Here is a 13,764-nt window from a genome sequence, read left to right on the forward strand (position 1 = left end):
TTTTGTAGAGGATACCAGTGATGGAAATAGCAATCCAGAGGTCATCACAAGAACCTATAGTGTAACGGATGATGCCAATAACAGTATCAATGTTACGCAAACTATTACGGTAGACGATACGCAGCTTCCAACGGCAAGCAGTCCTGCCCCGGTTACCGTGCAGTGCGCAGCAGATATCCCTGACCCTGACATTACGGTAGTGACCGACGAGGCTGATAATTGCACCACAAATCCAATCGTCCATTTTGTAGAGGATACCAGTGATGGAAATAGCAATCCAGAGGTCATCACAAGAACCTATAGTGTAACGGATGATGCCAATAACAGTATCAATGTTACGCAAACTATTACAGTAAACGATACGCAAGATCCCGCGATACCTGAGCTACCAACCCTAACTTCTGAATGTTCTTTAACAGTCATCCCGCCTACAACTACGGATAATTGTGACAATATAATAACAGGAACAACCGGGATTACAGATCTGACTTTTGAGTCTTCAGAGACTATTATTTGGATTTTTACCGATGAAGCAGGAAATTCGACCGGGCCGGTTGAGCAGGAAATAATAATAAATAATATTGCTCCGGTACCAGATGATGAAACATTGCCAACAAAAACTATTGAGGGCTGTCAAATTTCAAGCATAGAAGATTTAGATATTCCAACCGCTACAGATTGTGAAGGTCAAATTTCTGGAACTTTGAGTGATGATTTTGTATTTCCATATATATTTAGTGGAACCCAAACTATTGAATGGCAATTTATTGATAGCCAAGGAAATATTTCAACACAAGAACAAGAAATAACACTTATTCCGGAAAATGTAGAGGGAGGCACCTTAACAGGAACTTTTGAATCTACAGATTTTGAAAATCAAATTGATATTTCTTCCTGTGAGGAGCAAATTTCGGTAGAACTGCAATTGACAGGAGAAATAGGCACTATAATTCAATGGGAGAAATTTGCAGTAAATGAGGGTAATTGGGAAGTAATATCAGATAATGATAATTTCTATACTGCAACTTTTCCAGTAGGTGCATTGGAGTCTACCTATTATAGAGTTTTAATTCAAGTAGGAACCTGTACAGAGTATTCTGACGACTTTTATATAAGAGCACTACCTACAGGTGCTGCGCCAACTGTTACAAATCTGGACCCAGAAAAACAGTATTGTTTAGGAGATAAAGTAAATCTCTTGGCAACAAGTAATTATCTAGGTACACAGAATGCCATACCCGATTCTCCCGGAGATTTTAATGAAGGACAATTAAATACTAAAGACCTTGATTCCTGGCTTGTTGATGGAAAAGTAGGCAATTTTACAGCTGGTGGAAATGCTAAGAAACCACGAAATTGGTCCGGTACAAATAATCATGATTTCGGAGGTATAGAATATGATAGTCAAGATGGCAAGTTTGCTATAGCTCAGGGAAATTTTTATGAAGTAGATAAAAATGGAAAATCAAATTATGATGGTAATATACCAACGACCTTAGAAAGTCCAATTACGGATTTCTCAAATGCTGAATCAGCAACAATTGATTTTGATCAGGCTTTTTATTTCGCTAATGATGATGTTGCCGTAATTGAAATATCATTTGATGGTGGCCAAAATTATGAAACACTTCAAGTACTCCATGCCAAAGGTGATGGTATTAAGGCTTGGTATAATGGCCAGGCTGGTTCATCAACATCGGAATATAACTTCCATAATGATAATACTTCCATTTCTTTGGAAAACTACTTCGACGGCAGGGATCTTAGTAGCGTTCGAATTAGGTGGTCATTTACTGGAACCAGCGATCAGAGTGTTTGGGCTATGGATAATATTTTCTTAAACAAAAAGATTCCCGTTCAAACCGATGTGGAGTGGACAGAAGGTATTGGAGACCCGGATGAAGACCCTATTGTTACTGGAACAACAGAGGCACCGATCAGTTTTATCGCTGACACTCCAGGGGTTCATCAATATGGAGGAACTGCATTAGTCAATGGTTGTAGAACCTATAGTGAAGAAGGCACAGGTTTAATCGAAATACCAGTCTCCTATGCTTATGCCGGAGAGGATATAATTTTTACACCTGAGGAGTGTGGGCAAAATACGGTGCAATTAAACGCTTATGATAATACTAAGACAGCCAATGAAAATATTTCTAAAAAAGCTTATCCTTCCCCACCTCCTGGTTGTACCTCATGTGACGCCCCAGGCACTCAGGAAAATGGAACTTGGTCATGGTCCAGGCAGGAAGGTACGTCTTTATGTATAACTGAATCCTTTTCGAATGTAAATGATCCTGATGCCACCTTTACCGCGGGACCTGGACTATATACCCTTACCTGGACTCTTGACAACGGATGTTCAAGTACTATAAGTGTGGAGATAACCGAATGTAAACAAATTGACTTCGACGGTATTGATGATCACGTAGATTTTAATGATAATTATGATTTACTTGGAGCCTTTAGTCTGGAAGTCTGGGTAAGACCAGAATCAATAGATGGAACCCGTACAATAATTTCAAAAAGAGATGTAAATTTCTCTGATACTGCAAAAGGCTATGATTTAAGAATCACTGATGGAATAGTTTCTTTTAATTGGGATAAATCCGGAACTATAAATTCTTCACCATATAAAATTGATACTAATCGTTGGTATCATATAGCATTAACTCATTCAGAATCAGGAGAATATAAAATTTATGTGGATGGCCTTTTAATTAAGACCGTTGGAGGAGTTTCACCTGGTGAAAATAGTTTCAGTGCAATACTGGGAACAATGGATAATAATGATTCAGGCGTTTCATCAAATCATTTTAATGGATGGATGGATGAGATACGAATTTGGAATGTCGAACTCAAGCCGGATCAATTGCATCTGATGATGAACCAACGTATTGAAAAAGTGGCTACAAATACTATTACGGGAGAAGTTCTTCCATTGAATATACCTGAGGTTGAATGGAATAATTTAGTAGGCTATTATAGAATGAATGATATAGCATGTGGTAATGTTCAAGCCTACAATAATATTGGTTTCTCCGGGAAATTGAAAAATATTACGTCCTCTCAAGAAAGAACCGCTCCTCTTCCTTATATATCCGAAGGAGCAGGGACCTGGCATAACAGAAGTACCTGGGATCCCTCCTCAACTAAATTCTGGACATTCCCACACGACACAGGCATTAATGGAAAGCCTATATTATGGAATATTGCAAAGCAGAACCATGATATTAGTTCCAACAATAAAGACATTAAGCTTTTAGGATTATTTTCGGCGGATCAAAAACAATTAGTAATGAACGGCGAAATTAACAATTCAGGAAATGAATTGCGAATCACCCATTACCTGGAACTCGATGGTAAAATTGATCTCAACGGCGAATCCCAGCTGGTTCAAACCGAAGGAAGTATTTTAGCCGAAGAAAGCAGCGGAATTATAGAACGTGCCCAACAAGGCACTGCCAACTCCTTTAATTATAATTACTGGACCTCTCCGGCAAGCCCCAGGGGCACCAGTAATAATGCTCCCTATACTATAAAAGGAGTTTTAAAGGATGGGACCACGAAAGATCCGCAGGATATTTCTTTTGGCTATGACCATACCCATGCTGATGGAAATTATTCCGGAAATAAAAGAATCAGTACCTACTGGCTTTATAAATTCCATGGCGATGCAAACTCATACGGCCACTGGCGATGGATTGGCCATACCGGTGAATTGAAAACCGGGGAAGGTTTTACCATGAAAGGAACCTCAGGAGCTGTAGATATTGCCACACAACAGAATTATATTTTCCTTGGGAAACCACATAATGGGACTATTACTTTGAATATTTCCAATCAGGAAAACAGGCTGGTTGGAAACCCATATCCTTCCGCTATTGATGCCGATCAGTTCATAAGGGACAACCTCAGGGATGTTGACGGAGGAACCCGGTTACAAAATGTATTTAATGGCGCCTTATACTTCTGGGACCATTTTGGTTTTGAAAATAGCCACGTCTTAAGAGAATATGTAGGAGGATATGCCACCTATACCCTTGCCGGAGGGGTTAGAGCCGCTTCCACAGACAGCCGGATAAATGCTACGGGGGATACCGGAGAAAAAGAACCAGGGAGATATATTCCTGTAGCCCAGGGATTCTTTGTCAATAGTGTGTTAGATGATGCCCTTTCTGGAAATTATACCATTGATGGCGGGGATATAACCTTTAAAAATAGTCAAAGAGTTTTTGTAAAGGAAGCTTCAGGAAACTCTCAGTTTTTAAAACCAGAAAACCTTGTTAAGGGCAAAGCAAAAGTAGAACAGGCCAAATTTACTGCAGATACCCGGTATAAAATAAGGTTGAATTTTAATTCTCCTAAAGGCTATCATCGCCAGATCCTGGTAACGGCAGATGCCAGGACTACAAACCATTTCGATCTTGGCTATGACGCCCCGCTTATCGATGATAATGCCGAGGATATGTTTTGGCTGGTGGAGAAGTCTGAATTTGTCATACAGGCAGTGCCTGATTTCAATGTTGACCAAAAATTACCAATAGGTCTTAAAATCGCTGAAGAAAAAGAATTCAGTATAGAAATTGGAGAACTAGAGAATTTACCAGATCACGTCAATATCTATTTACTAAATACCAGCGATAGCACTTATCATGATTTACGAAAAGAAGCTTTTAAGGCCAGCTTACCAGCGGGAGAATACATGGATCTGTATGAAATTGTGTTCCACGATGTAACTTCCAGCAGGGAAGGCAAAGAACCGGGTCAGGGCCCCATTGATTATCTTTACTCACTGGAAAATAATGAGTTCATCATTAGCAATCCCGAACTTCATAAAATCGATCATATCAATATTTACAATATCGCAGGCCAATTGGTGGATCAACATTATGGAATACCCGATATTAAGGAAATCCATATTCCCCAGAAAAAATCCTTAAGCTCAGGGGTTTATATTGTAAAGATCTATACCAGTATCGGAGACTATGCTAAGAAGGTGATCATCCGGAATAATTAAGGTTTGTATTTCAAGGGAAGGTAAACCACTTTTTTAGTTTCGAAGAATTCCTCCTTAAAATAATCACTTAACTTGTAAACGACAGCTTTTGGATAATCCTGTAATTCTTCGGTCAGGTCCCCTCCTTTTAGGTACAGAATTCCGTTCTTAAGCTCATGTTGACTTTTCTTGGCGATTTTCCCCTTGGTCCAGTGTACAAAAGTAGGCATGGCCGCTACAGCCCTGCTCACTATAAAATCATAGGATCCTTTAACCTCTTCCACCCTGGCGTTGGTAGTTTTTACATTGGTTAACCCCAGGCCTTCCACCACTTCATTTACCACCTTCATTTTCTTTCCGATGGAATCTACTAAATGAAAGTTGGTTTCCGGGAATAATATGGCCAGTGGTATTCCTGGAAAGCCACCACCTGTGCCAACATCTAAAATTTTTGATCCAGGTCGGAACTGTTGAATTTTTGCAATCCCCAGCGAGTGTAATACATGCCTGAGATAAATCTCATCAATGTCTTTGCGTGAGACCACGTTAATCTTAAGGTTCCAGTCTTTGTATAAGGATTCCATTAACTCAAATTTTGAGTACTGGTCATCGGTTAGATCCGGGAAGTATTTTTTTATTAATTCCAAAGTTTTCACAATTTCCGCAAAAATACATAATTTGGTGCTGAAATTGCAGCGTATTTAATATGGTATCGACTACAGAATAACTATATAAAAATTTTATCTTTACCGTTTACAAAAAATTACATGGAAAACGTTCAAAATCACATTAAATTCTCCCGAAAGGATTCCACCAAATTCTTCAGGTTACTCAACAAGCGAGTAAACAATTACTTCAAAGAAAACAACCTTAAAAAAACCGGAAACTGGAAACTCCATATTAAGGCAATAGCGATGTTTTCATTATTTCTGACTCCCTATTTCCTTATCCTTACCCTGGATATTTCACAGTGGTGGATGTTACTTCTCACCGTAGTTATGGGCGCCGGGATGGCGGGAGTGGGAATGAATATCATGCACGATGGTAATCATGGATCCTATTCCTCTAAAAAATGGGTCAATAAATTTATGGGCGGAACCATTTATGTTCTGGCCGGAAATGTTTACAACTGGCAGGTACAGCACAATGTACTGCACCATACCTATACCAATATCCACGGTCACGATGAAGATCTGGATGCCGGAAGAATCATTCGCTTTTCTCAGCACGCCAAATGGTACAGCTTCCACCGGTTCCAGCATTATTATTCCGTATTTTTATATGGATTACTCACCTTTAACTGGGCTTTGACCACCGACTTCAAACAAACAAAAAATTATCTGAAGCGAAAATTATCCTACGGTAAAATGCCCAACCCGGTAACCCAATGGAGCATTATCGCCATTACAAAACTCATATATGTAGCTATTTGGATCGTGATTCCCATGTTGATTTTATCGGTTTCCTGGTGGAAGATTCTCATCGGCTTTTTCGTGATGCACTATACTGCGGGCTTAATTCTTAGCATCGTATTTCAATTAGCCCACGTGGTAAAAGAAACCGAAATGCCCTTACCTGATGAAACCGGTTCTATGAAAAACACCTGGGCCATCCACCAACTCTTTACCACGGTAAATTTTGCCACAAAAAACAAAATTGTAAACTGGTTTACCGGAGGTTTAAATCACCAGGTGGAACACCATATTTTTCCCAATATAAGTCATATTCATTATTCGAAAGTAGCAAAGATAGTAAAGGAAACCGCTGCTGAATGCGATCTCCCTTACCACGAGTACAAAACCACACGCGCAGCTATAATTGCCCATTTCAAACATCTAAAGGAAATGGGTTCGAAACCTGCAATTTCGTCTTAGTAACTAATTAGTAACCCTTTAAAGAATGCAAGAACAATTATCCAATCGAATTAACAATTTAGCAACGTCCCAAACCCTGGCTATGGCTGCAAAAGCGCGTGAACTTAGAGCCGAGGGAAAAGACATTATCGGACTGAGCCTGGGAGAACCGGACTTTAACACTCCTGATTTTATTAAAGAGGCCGCCATACAGGCCATTAACGACAACTATAATTCCTATACTCCTGTAGATGGGTATGTAGAGTTAAAAGATGCGATAATTCACAAGTTCAAGCGTGATAACGATCTTACTTACAACCATTCTCAAATTGTAGTCTCCACAGGAGCCAAACAATCCCTGGCCAATGTAGCTATGGTTTTATTAAACCCTGGGGACGAAGTTCTTTTACCCTGCCCTTACTGGGTAAGTTATGCTGAGATAGTGAAGCTTGCCGAAGGCGTGCCGGTAGAAGTCCCCACATCTGTTGAAACAGATTTTAAGATGACTCCCGAGCAACTGGAAGCTGCTATCACCCCAAAAACCAAAATGATCTGGTACAGTTCTCCTTGTAACCCCAGCGGGATGGTTTACAGCAAGGAAGAGCTAAGAGGCCTTGCCGATGTACTTAAGAAGTACCCGGATATCATTATTGTGAGTGATGAAATCTACGAACACATTAATTTTGTAGGTGCTCACGCCTCGATGGCACAGTTTGAAGATATGTACGACCGGGTAGTCACTGTAAATGGTGTTTCCAAAGCTTTTGCGATGACCGGCTGGAGAATTGGTTATATAGGGGCTCCCGCATGGATTGCCCGAGCCTGCAATAAAATGCAGGGCCAGATTACCAGCGGAGCAAATTGCATTGCCCAACGTGCTGTAATCACTGCACTGGAAGCTCCCGTAAGCAAAATCAGCTTTATGGTAGATACCTTTAAAAAGCGGAGAAAACTTATTATCGATCTTTTAAATGATATTGAAGGTTTTGTTACCACGGAGCCTGAAGGTGCATTCTATGTTTTCCCTAATGTTTCTAATTTTTTCGGAAAAACCATCAAAGGTCATAAGATTGAGAACGCCACAGATTTTTCTTTATTTCTACTGGAAGAAGCCCTTGTAGCAACAGTAACCGGTGACGCTTTTGGCAACCCGGATTGTATAAGGATTTCTTACGCTGCCAGTGAATCTCAAATTGAAGAAGCAATGAAGCGTATAAAATCAGCCTTGTCGCAGGCTTAATTTAAAGCTTATAAAATTTTTAAAGATCCTGATGCGGACAAGCCCATCAGGATTTTTTTTATGCTCAGCATCCCAGCAAAGCACCTATCTATTTCGCCAGAAGAATGGCGTAAGTAGGATCAGCACGGTAAAGAGTTCCAGCCTTCCTATGAGCATTAAAAACGAACACCACCATTTCCCCAGGGGAGGAAGAATATCAAAATTATTTACAGGCCCCAGGGCCCCTAAAGCAGGACCAATATTCCCAAGGGTCGAGGCGGCACCCCCGATGGCGGTTTGAAAATCCAGGCCAAGGCCTCCAAGCACGACAGAGCCTATAATAAAGGAAAGCATATAAAGGATAAAGAATCCAAGGATATTAAAAGTCACTCCCTTTCCAATAGACTTGCCATTAAAACGCACGGGCAGAATGGCATTTGGGTGTAAGGCACGTTTAAATTCTATTCCGCCATTTCGGATCATGATAATATGGCGCATCACTTTCACTCCCCCCGAAGTAGATCCGGCTGAACCCCCTAAAAAAAACATTCCGAAGAAGAAAATGGTGAGAAAGGGCGTCCACATGGTATAATCGGCACTTACAAAGCCAGTGGTGGTTATAATGGAAGCCACCTGAAATAATGCATGCCTGAATGCGCTTTCGGCCTCTCCCCACACCATGGGGTGATCGATTTGCGAAAGGCTTACATCAGCTTCAAAATAAATAAGCAAAGAGGCAACCACCGTAAAAATTCCTATAAAGTAAAAATACCACCTGAACTCATCGTCGTGCAGTACTTTTTGAATCTTACCTTTAAAACTATAATAGCTAAGCACGAAGTTGGCGCCCGCCAAAAACATAAAAAGAATAATGATATACTGTATAATCGGACGATCGTTCCAGTAAGCTACGCTAATATTCTTGGTAGAAAAACCACCGGTGGAAAGCGTGCTCAAGGAATGGTTTATCGCATCAAAAAAGCTCATTCCAGCTACCTTCAGCAAAATGGTTTCAGCTACGGTATAACTCACATAAATAAGCCATAAGCGCTTGGCGGTATCGGTGATCCTGGGTTTTAATTTATCGGCGCTGGGGCCGGGAGCCTCCGCGGCAAAAAGTTGCATCCCCCCTATTCCCAGTAAGGGTAAAATGGCAATAGCCAGTACAATAATTCCCATGCCACCGATCCAATGCGTCAGGCTCCGCCAGAAAAGGACTCCCTTGGGAATAGACTCGATATCATTTAAAATAGAAGCCCCGGTTGTGGTATAACCGGACATGGTCTCAAAAAAAGCATTGGTAAAGGAAGGAATTGATTCACTCAGAACATAAGGAAGTGTGCCGCTTAGGGCCATAAAGATCCACCCGAAAGTAACAATAATATAACCTTCACGTTTTTTCACCTCTTTCCGGTGGCCCTTGGTAGTAAACATAAAAAGCACCCCTACAAGTAAAGTAATGAAAGCTGCCCCGAGAATATCCAGGGTAACCCCATCCTCATAGAACCAACTCACCAGTACGGCCAGCAGCATAAAACCCCCGTTGCATAAAAGCAACAGGCCCATAATGTGCAAAATAATCTGGTGGTTTAGTCTTGGCATTAGAGAAAGAGTTTTTCAACCTTTTTGATAGATCTTGGCAGACAACAAACCACGATGCGATCCCCGCGGGAAATAGAAAAATCCCCCAGGGCTATAATTCCTTTACCGTCCCTGATAATTCCGCCAATAATGGCTGATCTTGGAAAATCGAGATCTTTGATTTTTTTATTACACACCTGCGAATCTGGCTTGACAATAAATTCCAGCAATTCCGCATTCATATTATTGATCTTGGTCATGGCCACCACCTCTCCTTTCCTAATATACCTAAAAATATTATTGGCAGCCAGCAGTTTTTTATTGATCAAAGTATCAATTCCAATGGAATGGCTTAACTGGTAGTAGTCCATATTCTCGACTAGTGAGATGGTTTTCTTTACGCTTTTGGATTTAGCCACCAAACAGGACATGATATTGGTCTCCGAATTACCGGTCACCGCTATAAAAGCATCCATATCATAAACATTTTCTTCCTCCAGTAATTCTACATTCCTACCGTCCCCATGGATAATCAGCGCATTGGGAAGTTCATCGGCCAGGTCATAAGCTTTTTCCTTATTGCTTTCTACCAGTTTCACGTTAAAACTGTTCCGGCATAAGTCCCGGGCAGTTTTTCTACCGATCTTACTTCCGCCCAGGATCATGACATTCTTAATGGCCTGCTTGGTTTTCCCGGTGAGTTTATAGAGGTTTTCCACCCCGCTTTTTAAGGTAACAAAATTCACCTGGTCCCCTTCCTTAAATTGGGTATCCCCCCTGGGAATTAGCGTATACTGAGTACCGTAGCGCTGGATGGCTATGGGCACAAAATTAAGGTCCGGAAATATATTTGCCGCTTCTTTGACCGTTTTTCCCACAAAAAGAGCATTTCGGGAAAGACTAAGGCCTATCATGGTCAAGGCCCCTTTTTCAAATTCATAACTATCGTTAAAAGCCGATTGATTCAGCAGCAATTCAATCTCCCTGGCCGCCAGGGCTTCGGGGGAAATAAGTTCATCTATTCCAAAATCAGTAAACCCAATTTCCTCTTTATTTTCAATAAATTCTGTATTGGAGATCCGGGCGATGGTCCTTTTTGCTCCCAGTTGTTTTGCCAAAACACAACAGGTAATATTGGTGGCTTCACTGGAAGTTACACTGATTAGCATATCCACGTACTTGACCTGTGCCTCTTTTAATATCGCAATAGAAGTAGCATCTCCCTTGATGGTCCTTATATCCAAATGCGTATCAGCATAAGTTAGGTTGTCCCTATTGGTATCAATAAGAGTGATGTCCTGGGACTCAAAAGAAAGCAATTTTGCCAAATGAAAGCCGACTTCACCTGCTCCGGCAATAATTATCTTCATATAACAGCTTGAAATTAAAAAAGAAGTTCAAATGTACGGTATTTTAGACAAACCAAAAACCAAAGCCGCCTTCAACAAATTCTAAAAGTTTCAAGCTCAATTATTTCATATCGTGTATCTTTGGCCCAAAATTGTTACAATGAGTAAAAAGGTAACTCCTTACCAGGATTCCGGTCTCAATAAGAAAAAACAGGTGGAACAGATGTTTGATAAAATATCTGGCAATTACGATGGACTCAACAGGGTGATTTCTATGGGTACCGATGTCAAATGGCGAAAAAAGGTTATTGCCCTTGTAAAGGCACAGCAACCTAAAGCTGTTCTGGACATTGCTACCGGAACCGGGGACCTGGCCATACAAATGGCCGATATTGATGCTGAAAAGATCGTAGGCCTGGACCTTTCTGAAGGAATGCTCAAGGTCGGGAGAAAGAAAATAGCTGCAAAACACCTAAGCGATAAGATTGAAATGGTGCAGGGAGACTCTGAAGCCCTGGCCTTTGAAGATAATTCTTTTGATGCCATCACCGTTGCCTTTGGGGTGCGTAATTTTGAAAACCTGGAAAAAGGATTATCTGAAATACAAAGAGTTCTCAGACCAGGAGGAATTTTTGTAGTTTTGGAAACTTCTGTCCCTACCAGATTTCCGTTCAAACAAGGTTATAAATTATACTCCGGCTATATGCTACCCCTGATCGGGCGAGTATTTTCCAAAGACCGGGAAGCTTACTCCTATTTAAGCAAGAGTGCAGCCGCATTCCCATACGGAGAAGCTTTCAACAATATTTTAAAGAAAACGGGGTTTATAAATGTAGAAGACAGACCTCAAACATTTGGGGTTGCCACCATTTATACTGCTTCAAAATAAAACTATGAAGAAACTTTTTGTTATTGTCCTACTCTTTAGCGTACAATTTGGATATGCACAGCTTTTCGCAGGAGATAAAATTATAAACAACCAGAACTTTGATCAGCAACGCTGGTCCTGGGGATATTATCTTGGTTTTAATACCTATGATTTCAAATTCACCTATAATGATGAGATAGCCCCTAATGGCAACGATCTTATTATTGAGAAAACCCTTGGGTTTAACGTAGGGCTGGTAGGAAATTTAAAGTTAAACAACAACCTTGACCTTAGGCTGGAACCCGGGGTTACCTTTAACACCAGGAACTTCAGGCCTCCATACACCCAGGATATTGAGGAGGTTAACGCCACCTATGTCCATATTCCATTACTGCTTAAATTTTCAGCTGATCGTAATAATAACTTTAAACCCTTTATTGTAGGTGGTTTATCCACTTCCATAAATCTCTCTAGCAATGAGAATAATCCAGATGTATCCACGCGTTTAAGAACCAACAACTATCATTATGAAGTTGGTTTCGGAATAGACCTCTACCTCTATTACTTTAAATTCTCACCTTCCATCCGAGGAGTTTTCACGATAAATAACGAAATGGTGGCCACGAAATTCCCTGCAGTGGATGCTATGCGATCACAAGCGGTATTTCTTAATTTTACCTTCCAATAAAATTTCACCAGAACATCACAGAGACAAGAGCAATTAGGGGGAGCTTTTAAAAGCTCAAATTTTAAAACTTAAACGGTGTCTTTTAAAACCGTGATAAGGGATATTAATGAAGCTAAATTGAAATTAAATTAGGTAACTTCTGTTGATGTAATGGGGAAGTAGCAGTGGATTTGAAGACCTGCTATATAAATACTGAAAAAATCAGAAATCTGCCTGTTCATATTTTTAATTTAAAAGAACAGAAAGTTTTAAAAACAATAGCAATATTGGATACACCCAGCACCTAATTTTATTCTTTAAAAAAAAACCGTTTACCTCATTAAATTTAATTTATATTTATTTGAATTACAGGGTTTTGACATGCCTGTCATAAAGATGTCATATCTATGACGCTACAGTGTTTTAAAAATCGGGGTATGTTTGGAAGCAAATAAGATAACCATGAAAAACAATTTTTTAGCTGAAAAATTAAAGACCTTAAGAAAAAGAAGCGGTTTAACTCAAGAAGAACTTGCGGAAAATTCAAAATTAAGTTTAAGAACTATCCAAAGATTAGAAGGTAACGAAACTGAACCCACTGGAGATACTTTAAGAAAACTTGCCACCGCATTAAAAGTAAATCAAGACGAGCTCACAGACTGGGAAATCATAGACGATTCCAGTTTTCTAAAAACATTAAATATTTCTGCATTGATATTTCTACTATTCCCAATCCTTGGAATTATCCTCCCGGCAATAATGTGGTTTTCGAAAAAAAATAAAATCAGAAACCTGAACCGTGTATCCAAGGCTATCATCAATTTCGAAATAACCTGGAATATTATACTATTTGCCGGAATTATTTTTGGATTATTTATAGTTCAATATAAAATTCAAACCACCGGTGTTATTTCCATGTCCCATTATCAAACCAGGAATCAATTTTTCTTGTACTTTATTCCACTGATGTATTTCCTTAATATTCTAATTATACTTTTAAATTCTTTTAGAATTCAAAAAGACCTACATGTTTTCTATCCGAAAATTAATTTTATTGGCAAATAGCTCACTTAAATCCGAATATACTAAATGACGAATTATCAAATTAACTAATTTACTGTTATTCGAAAGATCTGTTTTGGCCCCTATAAAACAAGAGAATTATTCTAAATTTCAAAAATTAATTAAGCGGTTTGTTTTTTCATTAAAATCAGGTGTTGATCCCGAA

At 39.7% G+C, this 13,764-nt stretch carries 9 protein-coding genes; 6 read left to right on the forward strand and 3 right to left on the reverse strand.

Annotated features, from left to right (window positions below):
- On the forward strand, positions 1–5,020 hold a 5,020-nt coding region (locus DET49_RS18045), incomplete at its 5' end, for a LamG-like jellyroll fold domain-containing protein (RefSeq protein ID WP_133550214.1).
- On the opposite strand, the gene rsmG is transcribed toward DET49_RS18045, so the two are convergent.
- Positions 5,017–5,646 carry a 16S rRNA (guanine(527)-N(7))-methyltransferase RsmG gene (rsmG, locus tag DET49_RS18050; protein WP_133550216.1) on the reverse strand — a complete coding sequence of 210 codons (630 nt, stop codon included), beginning with the start codon at positions 5,644–5,646 and terminating at the stop codon, positions 5,017–5,019. The genes DET49_RS18045 and rsmG overlap by 4 nt on opposite strands.
- Before the next feature lie 120 nt (positions 5,647–5,766).
- Here rsmG and DET49_RS18055 point away from each other — a divergent pair, with 120 nt between their 5' ends.
- Entirely contained in the window at positions 5,767–6,873 is a 1,107-nt protein-coding gene (locus tag DET49_RS18055) for a fatty acid desaturase family protein (protein WP_133550218.1), read from the forward strand.
- Between the two features lie 25 nt (positions 6,874–6,898).
- Positions 6,899–8,092, forward strand: a complete 1,194-nt coding sequence (locus DET49_RS18060) for a pyridoxal phosphate-dependent aminotransferase (protein WP_133550220.1) — start codon at positions 6,899–6,901, stop codon at positions 8,090–8,092.
- A gap of 84 nt (positions 8,093–8,176) precedes the next feature.
- Here DET49_RS18060 and DET49_RS18065 read toward each other — a convergent pair whose 3' ends face one another.
- Positions 8,177–9,673 (reverse strand): TrkH family potassium uptake protein, encoded by a 1,497-nt coding sequence (locus tag DET49_RS18065; protein ID WP_133550222.1) that lies wholly within the window; start codon positions 9,671–9,673, stop codon positions 8,177–8,179.
- The gene (trkA, locus tag DET49_RS18070) at positions 9,673–11,022 is read right to left on the reverse strand and encodes a Trk system potassium transporter TrkA (protein WP_133550224.1); all 1,350 of its coding nucleotides are present in this window, start codon (positions 11,020–11,022) and stop codon (positions 9,673–9,675) included. The genes DET49_RS18065 and trkA overlap by 1 nt, the downstream gene beginning before the upstream one ends.
- 139 nt (positions 11,023–11,161) lie before the next feature.
- Between trkA and ubiE the strand changes: the two genes are divergently transcribed.
- The 3 genes from ubiE to DET49_RS18085 all read left to right on the forward strand — a co-directional run bounded on the left by ubiE (position 11,162) and on the right by DET49_RS18085 (position 13,601).
- Positions 11,162–11,890, forward strand: a complete 729-nt coding sequence (gene ubiE, locus DET49_RS18075; RefSeq protein WP_133550226.1) for a bifunctional demethylmenaquinone methyltransferase/2-methoxy-6-polyprenyl-1,4-benzoquinol methylase UbiE — start codon at positions 11,162–11,164, stop codon at positions 11,888–11,890.
- 4 nt (positions 11,891–11,894) lie between these two features.
- Positions 11,895–12,557, forward strand: a complete 663-nt coding sequence (locus DET49_RS18080; protein ID WP_133550229.1) for a porin family protein — start codon at positions 11,895–11,897, stop codon at positions 12,555–12,557.
- A 441-nt stretch (positions 12,558–12,998) separates the two neighbouring features.
- Complete coding sequence (locus DET49_RS18085; RefSeq protein ID WP_133550231.1) at positions 12,999–13,601, forward strand: helix-turn-helix domain-containing protein; 603 nt, start codon at positions 12,999–13,001, stop codon at positions 13,599–13,601.
- Positions 13,602–13,764: the final 163 nt, after the last annotated feature.

It is taken from the genome of Salegentibacter sp. 24 (genome assembly GCF_004362395.1).
Lineage (GTDB): Bacteria > Bacteroidota > Bacteroidia > Flavobacteriales > Flavobacteriaceae > Salegentibacter.